Origin of the sequence: Nostoc sp. FACHB-280 (assembly GCF_014697615.1) — a bacterium.
Taxonomy (GTDB): domain Bacteria; phylum Cyanobacteriota; class Cyanobacteriia; order Cyanobacteriales; family Nostocaceae; genus Nostoc_B.
In genome coordinates, this window is sequence record NZ_JACJSD010000045.1 from 1 (window position 1) to 16739 (window position 16739).

Annotated in this window: 16 protein-coding genes; 8 read left to right on the top strand and 8 right to left on the bottom strand. The window is 40.4% G+C overall.

Annotated elements, in window-relative coordinates; all coding sequences use genetic code 11:
• Positions 1-246 precede the first annotated feature (246 nt).
• Both H6G75_RS25690 and H6G75_RS25695 read left to right on the top strand, forming a co-directional pair.
• Positions 247-1326, top strand: a complete 1080-nt coding sequence (locus H6G75_RS25690) for a tetratricopeptide repeat protein (RefSeq protein ID WP_190982752.1) — start codon at positions 247-249, stop codon at positions 1324-1326.
• A 105-nt stretch (positions 1327-1431) separates the two neighbouring features.
• On the top strand, positions 1432-2112 hold the full coding sequence (locus H6G75_RS25695; protein WP_190982753.1) for a uracil-DNA glycosylase family protein: 681 nt from the start codon (positions 1432-1434) through the stop codon (positions 2110-2112).
• Positions 2113-2238: 126 nt separating this feature from the next.
• Here H6G75_RS25695 and H6G75_RS25700 read toward each other — a convergent pair whose 3' ends face one another.
• The gene (locus tag H6G75_RS25700; RefSeq protein WP_190982754.1) at positions 2239-2433 is read right to left on the bottom strand and encodes a heavy-metal-associated domain-containing protein; all 195 of its coding nucleotides are present in this window, start codon (positions 2431-2433) and stop codon (positions 2239-2241) included.
• A gap of 25 nt (positions 2434-2458) precedes the next feature.
• Positions 2459-3115, bottom strand: a complete 657-nt coding sequence (locus tag H6G75_RS25705) for a DUF305 domain-containing protein (protein ID WP_190982755.1) — start codon at positions 3113-3115, stop codon at positions 2459-2461.
• Between the two features lie 338 nt (positions 3116-3453).
• Here H6G75_RS25705 and H6G75_RS25710 point away from each other — a divergent pair, with 338 nt between their 5' ends.
• A complete protein-coding gene (locus H6G75_RS25710) occupies positions 3454-3756 on the top strand; it encodes an RNA-binding protein (RefSeq protein ID WP_062297343.1) in 303 nt (100 codons plus the stop codon).
• Positions 3757-4124: 368 nt separating this feature from the next.
• Here H6G75_RS25710 and H6G75_RS25715 read toward each other — a convergent pair whose 3' ends face one another.
• On the bottom strand, positions 4125-5963 hold the full coding sequence (locus tag H6G75_RS25715) for a bifunctional serine/threonine-protein kinase/formylglycine-generating enzyme family protein (RefSeq protein WP_190982756.1): 1839 nt from the start codon (positions 5961-5963) through the stop codon (positions 4125-4127).
• A gap of 391 nt (positions 5964-6354) precedes the next feature.
• Positions 6355-7080, bottom strand: a complete 726-nt coding sequence (locus tag H6G75_RS25720) for an ABC transporter permease (protein ID WP_242051642.1) — start codon at positions 7078-7080, stop codon at positions 6355-6357.
• Between the two features lie 606 nt (positions 7081-7686).
• On the opposite strand from H6G75_RS25720, the gene H6G75_RS25725 reads away from it, so the two are divergent.
• On the top strand, positions 7687-8772 hold the full coding sequence (locus H6G75_RS25725; RefSeq protein ID WP_190982758.1) for a glycosyltransferase family 4 protein: 1086 nt from the start codon (positions 7687-7689) through the stop codon (positions 8770-8772).
• Between the two features lie 94 nt (positions 8773-8866).
• Here H6G75_RS25725 and H6G75_RS25730 read toward each other — a convergent pair whose 3' ends face one another.
• Entirely contained in the window at positions 8867-9268 is a 402-nt protein-coding gene (locus tag H6G75_RS25730; RefSeq protein WP_190982759.1) for a DUF4189 domain-containing protein, read from the bottom strand.
• Positions 9269-9521: 253 nt separating this feature from the next.
• Positions 9522-9917, bottom strand: coding sequence for a DUF1499 domain-containing protein (locus H6G75_RS25735; protein ID WP_190982760.1), 396 nt, complete (start codon positions 9915-9917; stop codon positions 9522-9524).
• A 161-nt stretch (positions 9918-10078) separates the two neighbouring features.
• Between H6G75_RS25735 and H6G75_RS25740 the strand changes: the two genes are divergently transcribed.
• A complete protein-coding gene (locus H6G75_RS25740; protein WP_190982761.1) occupies positions 10079-11224 on the top strand; it encodes an alanine--glyoxylate aminotransferase family protein in 1146 nt (381 codons plus the stop codon).
• 169 nt (positions 11225-11393) lie between these two features.
• On the opposite strand, the gene H6G75_RS25745 is transcribed toward H6G75_RS25740, so the two are convergent.
• On the bottom strand, positions 11394-11630 hold the full coding sequence (locus H6G75_RS25745) for a hypothetical protein (protein ID WP_190982762.1): 237 nt from the start codon (positions 11628-11630) through the stop codon (positions 11394-11396).
• Here H6G75_RS25745 and H6G75_RS25750 point away from each other — a divergent pair.
• The 3 genes from H6G75_RS25750 to H6G75_RS25760 all read left to right on the top strand — a co-directional run bounded on the left by H6G75_RS25750 (position 11622) and on the right by H6G75_RS25760 (position 14692).
• Complete coding sequence (locus H6G75_RS25750; RefSeq protein WP_190982763.1) at positions 11622-11831, top strand: hypothetical protein; 210 nt, start codon at positions 11622-11624, stop codon at positions 11829-11831. The two genes, H6G75_RS25745 and H6G75_RS25750, sit on opposite strands and share 9 nt — an antisense overlap.
• A 465-nt stretch (positions 11832-12296) precedes the next feature.
• The gene (locus H6G75_RS25755) at positions 12297-13304 is read left to right on the top strand and encodes a cyanophycin synthetase (RefSeq protein ID WP_190982764.1); all 1008 of its coding nucleotides are present in this window, start codon (positions 12297-12299) and stop codon (positions 13302-13304) included.
• A gap of 209 nt (positions 13305-13513) precedes the next feature.
• Complete coding sequence (locus H6G75_RS25760; RefSeq protein WP_190982797.1) at positions 13514-14692, top strand: HAMP domain-containing sensor histidine kinase; 1179 nt, start codon at positions 13514-13516, stop codon at positions 14690-14692.
• Between the two features lie 177 nt (positions 14693-14869).
• Here the strand turns inward: H6G75_RS25760 and H6G75_RS25765 are convergent, their stop codons facing one another.
• Positions 14870-16519 carry a Ppx/GppA phosphatase family protein gene (locus H6G75_RS25765; protein ID WP_190982765.1) on the bottom strand — a complete coding sequence of 550 codons (1650 nt, stop codon included), beginning with the start codon at positions 16517-16519 and terminating at the stop codon, positions 14870-14872.
• Positions 16520-16739 lie beyond the last annotated feature (220 nt).

Below are 16739 nucleotides of genomic sequence, written 5' to 3' on the forward strand. Positions count from 1 at the left end.
TCTCCAACATCTTCCTTTACCAATCGGTGGTTTTTTCCCTGAACCTTGGCCTACCCTGACTCCACAACTCCGTGTTTCTCAAATCACCCTCTCTACTGCCTGATTTTTAATTCCCTACCCTTGAAAGAGGCCACACCCCCCCCACACCTCCCACACTCAATTTTGGTGCGTAACTCCTGTCTATGAGAGATAGGCATTGATTTTGGGAACACTTGATCTACTAGCTGATTTAACGGGAATTGGTCAATGTCAGACGGTCAATGGAAAAACAACTTGAACAGTACCTCTCCTACGCCAGCGCCTACAAACCGCCTTACGCCAATCAAGCGCAATACCATTACCCATGAATTTGACCAAAATGCTGCTGATGCAATGTTGGCAGAACACAGCAACACTCAGTTATGGGAAGCAGCAGAACTATTGCGCCAAGGTATACAACAGCAACAAGCGGGAGAACTCATCGCCGCTTTGAAGTCGTTGCAAAAATCTCTAGAGTTATTTGAGGCTGTTGGAGATATCCAACAACAAGAACAGGCACTATGCTTTTTAGCAGTAGTCACTTACGCTTCTGGAGATTATAAAAATACTATTATTTATGCCAAGCAGTGTCTTGCATTAAAAAAAGAGACACCAGATCCATCAGTACAGATGCAAGCATTTTCCCATTTAGGTAACGCTTATCGTCACTTAAATGAGCATGATAAAGCAATTAAATATTTAGAAGAGTGTTTAAAAATCACCCGCAGCTTACAAGACAAGCGCAGTCAAGTTGCCGCCTTAAATAATTTAGGATTGGTTTACAAAGCAGCAGGTAACTTAACACAGGCGATAGAGTATCAAGAGCAAAGCTTAAAACTGGTGCAGGAACTCCAAGATAACTGGGGTATAGAACAAGTCCTGAAAAATTTGGGTAATGCTTGGTATGCTTTGGATAATTATCCCAAAGCGATCGCCTACTATGAACAATGCGTCAAAGTTGCACGCATTCTCAACAACCCCCGCAGCGCCATTCAAGTACTCAAAAATTTAGGCAATGCCTGTTATGCTACCAATGAATACGGCAAAGCCATGACTTATTATCAAGAACGTCTCCAACTAGCTAGAGAATTAAAAGACAAACGCAGTGAAGAACAATCTCTAGGCAGTTTAGGCGTAACTTGTGAAGCATTGGGAGATTATAGCCAAGCCATCCAATATTATGAACAACGCTTACTCTTAGCTAGAAGTATCAAAGACCGCCGCATTGAAGAACAAGCCCTTGCCAGCCTCAAAGTTGCTTGCTATGCCTTGGGTGATTACGCCAAAGCTATGCAATATCAGCAATAGGGAATGATTCTTTAGCTTAAATTCGCTGCTACAATGGAACTCACGCCAATTTCAGTATTCCGCAATCAACATCATCTAGGTGCTTAAACCAACCAGCGTAGTTTCATGAGCAGCGATATTCAACTGAGTCTCTTTGGAGAATCTAACATCAATCAAAAAGACCAGATTCCTACAGATGCCAAAATTCCCATTCCGGCGGGAACCTACAACAACATGACCGAATTGGCACAACACTGCAACCAGTGTCAACGTTGCGAATTAGGACAAACACGCACCAATGCTGTAGTAGGGCGAGGTAATCTCAAAGCACCAATCATGATTGTGGGCGAAGCACCAGGCCAAAGCGAAGATGAAACAGGCTTACCATTTGTGGGTCGGTCTGGTCAGCTACTAGAGAAAATATTAGCATCGGTAAATTTGACTACTGAGCAAGATGTCTACATTGGTAACATCAATAAATGTAGACCACCAAATAATCGGGTTCCTACGCCTAATGAAATGGCAGCTTGCATACCCTATTTATTAGAACAAATTCGCTTAATTGATCCCAAAATTATTTTGTTAACAGGTGCAACAGCCGTCAAAGGATTAACAGGCGAAAAACAAGGAATCACCAAAATTCGCGGTCAGTGGATAGAGTGGGAAGGCCGTTTATGTATGCCAATTTTTCACCCTTCCTACTTGTTGCGTAACCCATCAAAAGAAAAAGGCAGCCCCAAATGGTTGATGTGGCAAGATATCCAGGCAGTCCGCGCTAAGTATGATGAAATAGCGGGTGATAGGTGATAGGTTACAGGTGATAGGTTACAGGTTACAGGTTACAGGTGATAGGTTACAGGTGATAGGGGTGTAAGGGTGTAGGTGTTCAAAACCTTTACACCCAGACTCAACAGAGGTAAGTTTAGCTAATACTTAAGCTGGGGGATAGCCAGCATTAACTAAAGCATCTTTGATTGTTTCCTCAGAAGCTTGAGTTTCCACACTAACAAGCTTTGTTGAGGGATCAGCTTGTACGATCGCATCAGCATCAACTGTTTTTACAGCATTGGTGATATTGTTAGCACAAGCAGAACAAGCCATGTTGGGAACGGTGAGTGTCAGTGTCATAGATTTAGGATTTTGCGTGATAAAACTACTTAGACCAAGCTTGATACCATTGCTGCATTTGTTGAATTTCAGCAGTTTGTGACTTAATGATCGCTTCAGCTAACTTCCTAATTTCAGGATGTGTAGCACTATTGGCTACCATCTTTGCCATCATGACTGCTGATTCATGGTGAGGAATCATCTGGCGAATAAATTCCTTGTCAAAATCAGAGGCATTTTTTAATGTCTCTAAATTCATCCCCATACCCATCATTCCGGAGTGCATAGACATTTCCGGCATTTTGTGGCCTGTACCATGATGACTTCCCATCTCCGTGTTTGAAGTCGCAGGAACTTCCGCGCCATACCATTGTTTGTACCAAGCTTTCATTTGGTCAATTTCTTTGGTCTGGTCAGCTTTAATTGCCGTAGCCAGCTGTTTAATTTCTGGCCGTTGAGATTTTTGCAACGCTATATCCGCCATCTCGACTGCGCCTTGATGGTGGGGAATCATCATTTCAATGAAGTGCTGATCTACTTGGTGTGTTCCTGCCATCTTGTGTGGCATAGTGCTGGTTGTAGCACAAGGAGGAGATTGTAGACGCTGTTGTGCGGCTCTGGTAGCGTAGGTAAAAGATAAAGCAGTAATCGTACTACCTGCGAGTATACCTACTAGTCCATAAATTGTTGGTTTACTTAACATAGCTGTTCCTCTTTACTGTTATTCAAAGGAACTATATTGTGTCCTACTCGTTAGATTCATCCTAAACTCTCCCGTCGAATGGAGAATCCAGAGAATTTTACAAGTTGTTACACTTGCGCTTCAGTCTTAAATGTGGAGCGATCGCCTATTTATATATATTTTTATAACAATTTTTCTCTTTTCTTCCCCAAAATTTACATCTTGTGTCATGATGAGGTGTGAGAATTGATTCGGCGATAGCGTTTGTTTTTAGTATTGATGGGCTTTTCCTTTTGGTATTTACAGACTTCTCCCCGAAATCTAATATCTCTGCAAACTTGCGATTTCGGATTTAAATTATGTCAATTTACGTAGGTAACCTCTCTTATGAAGTTACACAAGATGCTTTGAATAGTGTTTTTGCAGAATATGGTTCTGTAAAGCGGATTCAAATCCCTACCGACCGTGAAACAGGTCGTCTACGTGGTTTTGCCTTTGTAGAAATGGGTAGCGACGCTGAAGAAACAGCCGCTATTGAAGCACTTGATGGTGCTGAATGGATGGGTCGTGACCTCAAAGTTAATAAAGCTAGACCTAAAGAAGACCGTGGTTCCTTTGGTGGTAATCGCGGCGGTGGTGGTGGCTACCGTAACCGCTATTAAGTGGTAACAGTTTGAAAAAAAACTGATAGTTTCGGGATGATTTAGTCATCTCAGTTAAATAATTTAATCAAGGCTTAAGTAGTAATACTTGAGCCTTTGATTTTTAAGATTTCTGCTCGACCTATCAGACAATGAGCAAGATTTGGGGGATTATCCACGCCACATGCTTCAAGTCGGGAAACCCGCCCACGGCGCTGTCTCCCCAACGCAGTGGCTCCCCAATCCCCCTCCAAAATCATTTTTTCGTTTTTTGTTGAGTTAAGTAAGTCGGTGGGAAAAAATCAAACTAAGTTAAAACAGGTAAACACAGCTAATATCCTCTTTCCTTCTGAATCCTGCCTTCTGCCTCCTGCCTACTTGTAACACGCCTATCCTAAAGATAAGACGACGCGAAAACCGCAAATTCTTAAACCGCCGTCTGATTCATTCCAGCTACGACTGGCGCTGCGACACAGTTCTGCACCAAAGTTCCAGGAACCACCGCGCAACACCCGCCGATGGTTATCACCGCCATCTTCCCAAACTCTTCCGTCTGTAGGTACGTTTTGGTAGTTGTTGTGCCAAGGGTCGGCGCACCATTCCCACACTAACCCGTGCATATCGTACAATCCAAAAGCGTTGGCTACTTGAAAACTACCGACATCAGTGGTTTCTTTGCGATATCTGGTTTTGGTTTCCATGATGTAGGTATCGCTGTCGCTGTAGTTGACTAATTCGGTGGTAATTGTTTCGCCAAAGTGAAAGGATGTGGTAGTGCCGGCGCGACAAGCATATTCCCATTCGGCTTCGCTGGGGAGGCGATATTCCCGTCCGGTTTTTTGTGAAAGTCTAACGCAAAATTCTACAGCTTCGTGCCATGAAACGTTTTCGACTGGGCGATATAGTCCTTTAAATTTGGAAGGGTAGGGGTTGAGGGTTTGTTTGACTTTGGGTAAGCCTGCAACAGCACGCCACTGTGCTTGGGTTATAGGATATTTACCCATAAAAAAGGGTGCGATCGCAACTCGATGTTGGGGGCGTTCGTCAGCATCGCCTTCAAAGTTGGGCGAACCCATGAGATATGTCCCGCCGGGAATGGCAAGCATTTCTAAGGTTATGCCTTTACTCAATTCTTCCACAAAAAACTCGGCTGTGGCGCGATCGCGGTTAACTTCTCTACCGCCTGTGTCTATCGTGACCACATCAAATTCACAGGTTTGTAACGGCGGTAATGGTCGAATTATTTTTGGTTCTGTGGGTAATTTGAGTAATGTTGGTTGAGTGACTTGTGGTTCAATAATTACTGTTTTGGCAGATTTCAAATCATTGAGAACTTCCGTGGCTGATTGATATCTGTCACTGGCTAAATGTTGCAATAATTTAGTGAGAATTTTCCTTAAGTCTTCACTAATATAAATACCTTGCGCGTCTATATATTCCTGCCATAACCACTGACCATTCATGGCATCATACAAAGGGTCTTTAATCTGCCCGTAAACATCTTGGATGGGTAAACATTGAGTTAGTAACCGGACACAAGTTACACCCAAAGCATATAAATCACTAGCAGGACAAGCAAAACCAGCCATTTGCTCACTTGGGGCATAACCCATTGTATAAATTACTGTCGCTTGTCTGGCTATACTAGTTTGCGTGACTTGTTTAGCACCACCAAAATCAATTAATACTAATTTGCCATCGTGATCACGGCGAATAATGTTTTCTGGTTTGATATCCCGATGGACAACATTACAAGCATGAATAAATTCTAATACTGGCAATAAATCAGTTAAAATCTGCCGGATTTTTTCTTCGTTAAATGGCTGTTCTTTAACTTCTTCTACCAGTGTTCTACCTTGGATGAATTCTTGGACTAAATATAAACTGGAAGCTTGGGCAAAGTAAGCCAATAAGCGCGGAATTTGGCTATGATTTTCTCCTAGTTCATACAGTCGGAATGCCTCTTCCTTGAAGAATTCCGCAGCTTTAGTACGTTGTCCGGTTCCTTGAATTTGTGGAAAGAACTGTTTAATGACGCAAGGTGCATCTAGTCTATCTGCATCTTCGGCTGCGTAAGTTTTGCTAAATCCGCCTTCACCTAATAGTCTAATGACGCGGTAACGGTTTCGCAGCAGTTTACCAAAACTGCTTTGTCCACAACTTATGCAAAATCTATTGCCGTCAGCATTGAATGGATTTGAACAATTGGGATTTTGGCAGATTTGCATAACGAGGAGGAGGTAGCATCTTGTCCAAAGTTAGCCCCAATATTATCGAAATGAAAACCGATTTCTAGACAAATAAATATTAACTCAATCTCATCTGCATATATACCAGCACTAAAAAATACAAATGAGCATAATTTATTTATTTGTCACTCTGTGTTGGGTACTTTTGAATTTTGAGAATGAATGATAGCACTAATTCCCATTCCAAGAGGAATGATAAGACGGCAATATTGCGATTGTCAAGGGTATTTAATGATGGATGCGAGTACAAATTTATCTCGAAGAGATTTTGTAATAATTGATATATTCTGCCAGATTTTTAAAGTTAAATTTGGATACATTTCGCCATACCCAAATTCTTAAATAAATCGAGTATCTTCTTGTACAGGCACTACTTCTTTTCCCCCAAAATCCGCATAAATTCAGCTATAAAAGCAACAATAGCTGATACTGTAATTAATAACATACTGAGGGCATTTATATCAGGTTTTACACCAGTTCTAATCCGACTAAAAATCTCCATTGGTAAAGTGTTATAACCACTACCAGCCGTAAAACTAGCAATTAAAAAATCATCTAAACTCAGCACAAAAGCCAGCAAACAACCAGCGATAATTCCGGGCATTAATTGTGGTACTAAAACTTTAATAAATGCTTGTACTGGTGTAGCGCCTAAATCTAAGGCGGCTTCTTCTAAGTGGGGGTCTAAGTTATTCAGTCGTGAACCCACAACTAAGCCAATATAAGCTAAACAAAAGACAATGTGCGCGGCGACAATTGTCCATAAACTCAAAGGAATAGCAAAGGCGGCGAGAAATACAAGAGTGGCAACAGCGATCGCAATATCAGGAATAATTAAGGGTAAGTAAGCTACACCACGATACAAACTCTTACCAGGAAACTTATACCGCGCTAACCCTACCGCCATCAATGTTCCCAACACGGCGGAAACTCCCACCGCACAAAAGGCAACGATCAAACTATTGTTCAACGCTGATAAAATGCGATCGTCACTGAACAGTTTGCGATACCAATCCAGAGTAAATCCTTGCCAAGTGGCACTATAGGGTGACTGATTAAAACTATAAAAACCTAATACCAGTATAGGCAAGTACATAAAAATATACATAGTTACTGACAAAACCGCCTGCCATACGACACGCGGTTTTTTTTGTGTGGGTGAAATATTCATCTTCAGAGTTTAGTGATTTTCTATAATTGTCTAGTGTATTCGATTTAACCCAAAAGTCAAAAAATTGGGGTGTAGAAATTGATATATCCATCCCATCAAGACTTAATCAATTCGCTCTATTTAAGCGAATCATCATTTAATTTGCACCATTTTCATAGTAGAAAAGCCGTAAATCCTCTTCCTCACTCCCTACCTCCGCCACGCCAGTCGCTACAAGACCGGAAACCTGACTAACACGCTGGCTCTTCTTACAGCCTCAATGTGATTTTTATATGCTTAACAACTTACCTCTAGAGGACAATCAAATTCTCTACAAAGATAGACAACTTTTTGATAAGTAGCAGTCTAATATTTAAATGCACTTATTTATAAAATTGCTTTTGAAACTGAGTTGATAGTGCTAGGTAAAATACTGAATTGTGGCTTGGGTGAGTTATTCTCACTTAAAATTTATCGCTAGTTGAATGACAAATAGCTGTGTCGGAAAAGTAGACTCTATTAATTAAAAATTCATCTTTTAGGAGGTTTGTGATGAGAATAGCTCAAGTTTCCCCACTATGGGAGAGAGTACCACCCCCAGCTTATGGAGGTATCGAGTTAGTGGTGGGATTACTAACAGATGAATTAGTACGACGCGGACATGAAGTTACTTTATTTGCGTCTGGTGATTCTATTAGTTTAGCCAAGCTAGAATCAGTGCATCCTCGTGCTTTACGACTTGATAAGAATGTTAAAGAATGTCACATTTATGAAATGTTGCAGTTAGCTTCTGTCTATGAACGGGCAGATGAGTTTGATATTATTCATTCACACATGGGTTGTGAAGCTTTACCTTATGCAAAACTTGTTAATACCCCAACAGTTCATACATTACACGGCATTTTTACACCTGATAATCAAAAGATGTTTCAACATGCGAAACGTCAACCTTTTGTGAGTATTTCTGATGCTCAAAGGGAAAGTTCACTAGGTTTGAATTATGTCAGCACAGTTTACAACGGTATTGATGTTAGTAGTTACAAATTTTATCCTCAACCAGAAGAACCACCTTATTTAGCATTTTTAGGTCGAATATCGCCAGAGAAAGGGCCGCATTTAGCAATTGCAATTGCGAAACAATCTGGTTGGCGGTTAAAAATGGCTGGTAAAGTAGATGTTGTGGATGTCGAGTACTTTGAAAAAGAAATTAAACCTTTAATTGATGGTGAACAAATTGAGTATTTAGGTGAAGCGAATCATGAACAAAAAAACGCTTTGATGGGAGGTGCTTTCGCTACCTTATTCCCAATTACTTGGCGGGAACCTTTTGGTTTAGTCATGGTAGAATCAATGGCCGCAGGTACACCAGTAATTGCGATGAAGTTGGGTTCAACCACTGAGGTAATTGCTCATGGTAAAACAGGCTTTATCTGTAACAATGTAACAGAGTGCGTGAGTGCAATTAATAAGGTGGCAGAGTTAGATAGATATGCTTGTCGCCAGTATGTTGAAAATAACTTTAGTTTTCAGCGAATGACTGATGGTTATGAAGAAGTTTATCGGCAAATTCTCCAACATAAATTTGCCAAAAATGGGCATATCCGTAGTAATTTGATTAGCGGAAATATCAAAAAATAAATTGGAATTTCGCAGTTAGAACTTATTGTGTAAACACCAAGATGCCAGACTTAATCTGATAAGTCTGGCATCTGAATTATGGCTGAAATTTGCTTTATCTAGCTTGTTTAATCAAAACAACTTGGCAACTTTGACCACCGTATTTTTCACAGGTTTCTATGGCATATTTTTCTGCGAGAGATTGGTTAGTTCCCCAACCTGTACCGTAACTACCATCGGAACCTACAGCTAAGGCTCCCCAAGCATTTTTAAACCACAATGGTGTTGTACAATCTTTAGCACCACTTTGACTGCGACATTTATTCAAGGATGCGTTGATGGCGGCTTGCTTGGTTTTCGCAATTCCTGATGAGTAAGTTCTAGTAGAAGGAGAATAAGAAATTGCCCCAAATACATTTTTGGCAGAACCAGCTTCAGCAGTTGAGGTAATTACTGGTAATATCGAAACAACTGCGATCGCAGTTAATAAGCCCTTTTTCAAACTAGCTTTTAACATATCATTTCCTAATAATATTTAGGGTTTGACTACAACACATCAAGTTGTATTGCAACTATTATTTGCTAAATTTATTAGTTTCGAGATTCGCGTTTATACTGGTTTTTGATGAAGATATACTTCATAAGTAATTTCACGTTTAAAACCCCCAGCTTCTTAAAAAAGCTGGGGGAATTTTAATTCAAGAAAATGGTCTAGATTTTCAATCTTTTTAGTTTACAAAAAATTACAATCTTCTGTGTTTGAACTCAGACTATAATGCTTGAAGTTCGGCACGAATGGTTTCTATGCGTTTACGGTTAACACCTAAATCACTTTGTCCTAAACGAGAAGCTGAACGGACATGAAAAATATTCGCATCTCGGTCTAGATGAAACTCGACATCATCCACAAATCCCATCAAAGCACTTTTAAACTCAGCATATAAATAGTCTTGAGTTTCAGTAATAATTGTGGTTCTGGGTAAGGACTGGATAATATTTTTGAGATTAGCGATCGCTTGTTCAGGAGTAGTATTAAAAGTTAGGGGGGCAATTTGGTGAATTGCGTCACTACTTTGGCTAGATACACAATTAGGCGAATTAGGGCAAGCTGCTAATCTGCCATTATTTACACCCAAGTTATTCGGGCGTTTACCTGCAAATATCATAGTTTTGTTGACTGATGGGGAAGTAAGCTGTTACATCCCCAATGTACACGCAGTCATTAATACTTGCTGATTCATGGTGGAAATGTGTTCTTACCCAGAGGATACAAGGGTGATGCGATCGCTCTATGATGCGGTAAGTACTGTCTAGACAAAAAGGAATTATGTCGCAAACCATCTCCATTAACGATAGTCAGCGATTACAACTCAAACCCCTAGAAATCCCCTCCAAGCTGCTATTAGGCCCTGGCCCTTCCAATGCCCATCCTACAGTTCTCCAGGCAATGAATACCTCACCTCTAGGGCATCTTGACCCAGATTTCTTAGGGCTGATGGATGAAATTCAATCTTTACTCCGCTATGCTTGGCAAACCGAAAATCCTCACACTATCGCGGTGAGTGGTACTGGTTCTGCTGCAATGGAAGCAACTATCGCCAATGCTGTAGAACCCGGCGATGTGGTGTTAATTGGTGTGGCGGGATATTTTGGAAATCGCTTAGTTGATATGGCGGGGCGATATGGTGCTGATGTCCGTACCATTACTAAACCTTGGGGGCAAGTTTTCTCTCTAGAAGAACTCCGCACAGCTATAGAAACCCATCGTCCGACAATTTTAGCTTTGGTTCACGCCGAAACTTCTACAGGTGCGCGTCAACCTTTAGACGGTGTTGGTGAACTGTGTCGGGAATTCGGCACGCTGTTATTAATCGATACTGTCACTAGCCTCGGTGGTGTACCGATATTTTTAGATGAGTGGGGAGTTGATTTAGCTTATAGCTGTAGTCAAAAAGGCTTGGGTTGTCCGCCTGGGGCTTCACCTTTTACCATGAGTCCTCGTGCTTGGGAAAAATTGCAGCGCCGCAGCACGAAGGTGGCAAACTGGTATTTAGATATGACTTTGCTGGGTAAGTATTGGGGTAATGAACGTGTTTATCATCATACAGCCCCCATTAATTTGTATTATGCTCTGCGGGAAGCTTTGCGGTTAGTTGCTGAGGAAGGACTAGCTAACTGTTGGCAACGTCATCAAAAGAATGTGGAATATCTCTGGGACAGGCTAGAAGAAATTGGACTCAGCTGTCACGTTGAACGGGAATATCGTTTACCGACTTTAACTACAGTCCGCATTCCTGAAGGGGTGGATGGTAAAGTTATTGCCAGACAGCTATTAACAGAACACGGAATTGAAGTTGGCGGTGGACTGGGTGAACTTGCTGGTAAAGTTTGGCGCGTTGGACTGATGGGTTTTAATAGCCGTAAAGAAAATGTTGACCGCCTGATAGAAGCACTGGCAAAAGTCTTACATTAGGGGGCTAGGGAATAGGGAATCATTTTCCTTATTCCCAACTCCTGATTCTTCATTCCCATTCATACATAATCTAATACTGGTGCGTTAATTAGGATGTAACGCACCGTCATAACAATGGTAATCGCACCCTTAATCCTTTATTTGTGTAATTAAATAATGACTCGACACTTTAGGCTACAACTTCTTCACGTTGACAATCAAATACAACCATAAAAGAAGCATCGGGCATCATTTGACGTAGGCGCTGCATATAACCATCGGCATCAGAACGACTGCGAAAGCGAGCGACAATTTCTCTTTGGGCATCGGGTTGTAAACGAGCAATTGCCCAAGAATTTAGGCGTTCTTTGTAGGCGATCGCGTGATTTTCGTTGTGATTTGCTTTGTATTCAGTATTGTGTGGCATGATTTAAAATATCCGTGTGTAATTTTCAGTGAAGGCGTTACTGACTTCTCTTGGCGGGGATGCACTAACGCCTTTTTTCAAGTTGCTGCCACCTTGTTATTCTATTATTTTTGGATTGTCAAGATTTCGCGGATTATTTTACAAGAACTTATCTTGTTAATTAAACTTGCGATCGCTCTCAAACCCTTCATTGGTAACTAATGAAGGTCAAAAACAATCCAAAAGTGGAATATTAACAAGTGTGGCATCTCCACGAGAGTTACTTACTTCTACACGCACATTTAATACCAACCGGAAAAATTTCTTAACGTCTCAATATATACATTTTTGGGATTCCGTATCCAAAATTACTTTCCAAAAGGCTATTTATATCTGAAAAAATAATATTAATTTTTATCAATTATTATTAAATTAATTGAGTGGCATTTTTAATTACTGAGAGAAAAAACCGAAAAAGTGCTGGATTTGAATTAGCTTGACCTACTGTTTAGCAATTCGTTAAAATTTCTGCGAATTAATACTTTCTAGACTTACGCAAATGTCACAATTATTGGTTGGTGCGTAACGCTATCAGTCTCATGACTACGTTCAAATCTGCTCGCTGCGTCACGCACCCTACAGAAAAAATATGCCAGTTGCGTAAGTCCTAACTTCTCTATACAGAAAATGCCATTAGTAACATCGATAATTCAAAAAATTGCTCCCCAAATAGGAGCAGTAGTTGTAGTAGACCCAGAATCTGCTTTTGTTGGGCATATTACATTTAGAAACGGCAATAAAGCTTGTTTTAGTAATAGTAAATTAAATATCAATGGTTTTGGTTCTGCCGAGATAGCTAAAGATAAAGCATATTCAAACTTTTTTTTGAAACACTTTGGTTATAAAGTTACGGAAGGACAAACATTTTTTAGCAAAAAAATCTGTGAAAAAATCAGCAGTGAGAGAAATATTGATGCTGGATTTGATTACGCTAAAGAATTAGGTTTTCCGGTAATTGTCAAACCGATTAATCTCAGTCAAGGGAGATTTGTCACCAAAGTATATAATAAAACAGAATACTATCAGGTTGCTAAAAAAATCTTACGGATCACTCCTGGATTTATAGTGGAGAGATTTTATCCTGGTAACGATTATAGAATTGTCGTTGTCGATGATGAAGTCCTCGCAGTATATCAAAGAATTCCTTTTTGTGTGGTTGGTGATGGCAAGTCTACTATTGTAGAACTAATGCAAAAAAAATCAGCACAATTGACCGCAAATGGCAGAAAGAATAATGTAGATGCTGAGGATTTTCGCATTAAGCGCAAATTAAAACGACAAAAGCTGAAGTTAGATAGTGTCATCCCTGAAAATCAAGTTGTTTATTTGTTAGATAATGCCAATTTATCAAGTGGAGGTCAGGGAGTAGATATGACTGAAAGTATCCATCCTGACTTTAAAAAGTTAGCAATAAAAGCCACAAAAGATATGGGCTTAAGATTGTCAGGTTTAGATGTCATTACTGATGATATAACTCAGCAAATGAACAATTATGTAATTATCGAAATTAATGGTTCGCCTAGTTTAACTAATTTTGCTTCTATTGGTGAGACGCAAGTACAAAGAGTTGAGAATTTATATTTCAAAATTCTGAAAGCGTTGGAGAATGAACAAGTTTGTCTTAACTCTAATTAAATTAAGTCTTGAGCAAAATTCAGTGCTTCAGATACCCGATTTCTTCGAGAAGTCGGACATCTTGCTGTTAAGACTACGATGTTTTCTTGTCAGACTCTAACAAAAGACAGATATTTTTATCTAAATTCCATCTTTTGTCAGGTGTCAAGACTATTAAAAACACAATAAGCTACTTCTTGTTGAAGATGCTGACTATCCTTGAATAAATGATGGATTTTAGCCAAACTCTGATTAATAAAAGTGATGCGATTGTTGAGCAATGGGTAGAAGCAGTCTATCAAGATGAACAAATTGAAGCAACTAAGGAGCTAACGTTTAAAGCTGTACGTGATAGCTTACCAAGGGTTTTAAAAGCTTTAGCCACAGTACTTTCAGAATCGGAAAAAAGCGATTTACAAACAGTAGTTGATGCAAGTTTAGAACACGGCTTACTGCGTGCTGAACAAGGATTTGAACCAGCAGAAATCGCCCGTGAGTATCGTTTATTACGGTTTATCATTTTCTCTTTTCTGGAAGAAGATTTATTAAAAGCATCTTCTTTAGAACTGTTGCGGGCGGTGCGCCTAATTGATACGGTGATTGATGAAGCGATCGCTCGTTGCTTTAACAGTTATACTCACGGCAGGCTACAAGAGTTAGAACAACTCCAAAGTCAGTTACGTTTGACTAACCAAGAACTCACGCGCTTGGTTCGCGCTAGTAAAGATAGTCTGTCGCAGTTGGCGCATGAACTCAAAACACCGTTAACTTCTATTATTGGTTACGCCGACTTATTTCTGCGTCAGCAGCGCCAAAATCCCGAACTCAAAGATTCCCATTCTAATCTCGAAAGTATCGAGCGAGTCATGAAAAGCGGGAGGCTAATTCTGCGGTTAATTAACGATACTCTGGAAATTTCTCGTTATGATGCTGGCAGAATGATATTACAGCCGACTGTGATTGATGTGCGTGAGTTAATTAACTCAGTTATTGAGATTATTGAACCTTTAGCACGTAACAAAGAATTATCTTTAATTGTGGATTGCGAACGCGCTCCCAATCAAGTTACTACAGATCCGTTACGGGTTCAGCAAATCTTGACGAATTTACTCAGTAACGCCATTCGCTATACAGAATCTGGGACTGTGAGTTTGCAATGTTACCAGGAATCTGAACAAACTTGGGCTGTATCTATTACTGATACTGGATTAGGTATTGCGTTGGAAGCTCAAAGTCAAATTTTCCAGCCTTATTTTCGCGCCGTCAGTGAACAACAAGCATCAGATTCTCAGGGTACAGGTTTGGGATTGGCAATTGTATCTCGCTTAGTTCAATTATTACATGGTGAAATTAAGGTAGATTCTCAATTAGGAAAAGGCTCTACATTTACAGTAATTTTGCCGTTATAGGGAACAGGATTATGGTATTGAGTAGTGGCGTGTCTAAAGTAAAATCTTGCATTATAAATTTCTTATGAGATGGGCTTCTAGCCCTTCCGGTGCGGGCAGGATGCCCACACCACAAGAGTTATTTTTATGCCCTATTTTAGTCGAGACATTCCACTACAATTTAAGCTTTACTGTTTCCTAGTTAACTGCGAATTTTACAGTTTCCAAAGTCGCAACTAATTTCACCCCAAATTCTTCTTCAAATACGCCTTTTTTATAGTCTAAACTCCACATTTCTAAAGAACAATCATCATCAGAGTTGGTGGGAAAAACTGATAGATGTACCTGCTGTAAATCAGGATAATATCTCAAATTAACCTGAGAGATTGCCCCAATTTGTCGTCTATCTAAAGCAACAGCTAATCGGAGAATTGCACTTAATTGACAGACGATTTGTCGATGATTTTTACTCAACAAATTACGGAAATTTTCGTGCTTTTTCTTGGGTGGTGATTTGCGATGATAACGCGCTAAGTTGGCAATAATTTCGATTTCGGTTTCGGTATAGCCTAATAATTCACCATTGCGAATTAGATAGTATGAGTGTTTGTGGTGAGATGAATGGCTGATATGATGACCGCAATTGTGTAAGATGGCTGCTGCCCATAAAAGTTGACGTTCCTCATCGCCCCAGTTGTGGAGAATGCCTTGGGTTTGGTCAAATAAACTCAGAGCAAAAACAGCCACGCGATCGCTATGTTCAATATTGATGTGGTATTTGCTAACCTGTTTCAATACACTGCGTTGGCGAATGGAACTTTGGTAACGCAAGCGGTCTTCAATTAAACCGTGAGTCAGCATCCAATCAACAATTACGCCTTCACGCAACGCCCGCCCGCAAAGTGTGACCGCATCTACACCCAACAAGGTCATTGCTTCTTGCAGCACAATTGCACCAGCCAAAATTACTTCTGACCGCTTTTCTGGCATTCCTGGAATGGCTGTCCTTTCTACATTGGTCATTTTCGCCAAGCGATTCACCCAGGCGCGTAAATCTTGCAGACTTAATTGATAGCCATTCAGGGTAGAAGGCATCATCGCCAATTTTTCCCTAGCATCAATCATGGCTAAAGTTTCGATTGTGCCGGATGTTCCCACTAATCTGGGCGATTCACCAAACTGAATATTTGCTAAAACATCTTCTACAGAACGTTCTAACATTCCTCTTGCATAAGCTTGTAGATATTGCAACTCGCTATGACTGATGGGGTCAGTGGTGATAAATTCTCCAGTCAGTCGGACTGCACCAACTTTTGTACTGGTGAGTGTGCGGGGTTCTTGGCTGTCTCCCAAAATAATTTCTGTGGAACCACCACCAATATCAATAATGATGTGGGGTTGGTTGTTAAATTCCATCCCCGACAGCACTCCTAAATAGATGCGGCGTGCTTCTTCTTGACCAGAAATCAAGTCAACGCTTAAACCTAATTCGCTATCGATTCTGTGGATAAAATCTTTGCCATTGGGGGCTTCCCGCACTGCGCTGGTTGCTACAGCGATGATGGTTTCGGCATTAAAAGTTTTTGCAACTGCTTGGAAGCGTCTTAAAGTAGCGATCGCCCGATCCATGACTTCTGGTTTTAACTCACCAGTCACTAAATTGCGATCGCCCAGTCTCACCGTCTCTTTTTCTCTGGTAAAAATACTAAAAGCTGGTAGGGTTGGGTCAATTTTTACCACTACCATGTGCAGAGAATTTGTTCCCAAATCAATGGCAGCAATAATCCGGTGTTGCTGAACTGGTTGAGTTTTTAAACTCTCCCAGTTAGCAGAAACTAAATTTAGCATCTAGTTTTCTCTCTCTATTTAGGAAGGACAAAGATGGGATTGCGGACTATAGAGACAAGTGGCGTTGCTGAGTAATAATACTGAGTCTCTCGCCTTTAGTCTGTAGATTTACCCTGCCATTTACAATTTAAGTGACAAAGCCCTGTTTGGGCGGGTGTAAGCGTATAAGGGTTAATAAGTAACCTCTAAATATCAAGGATTTGCATCAACTTATTGATGC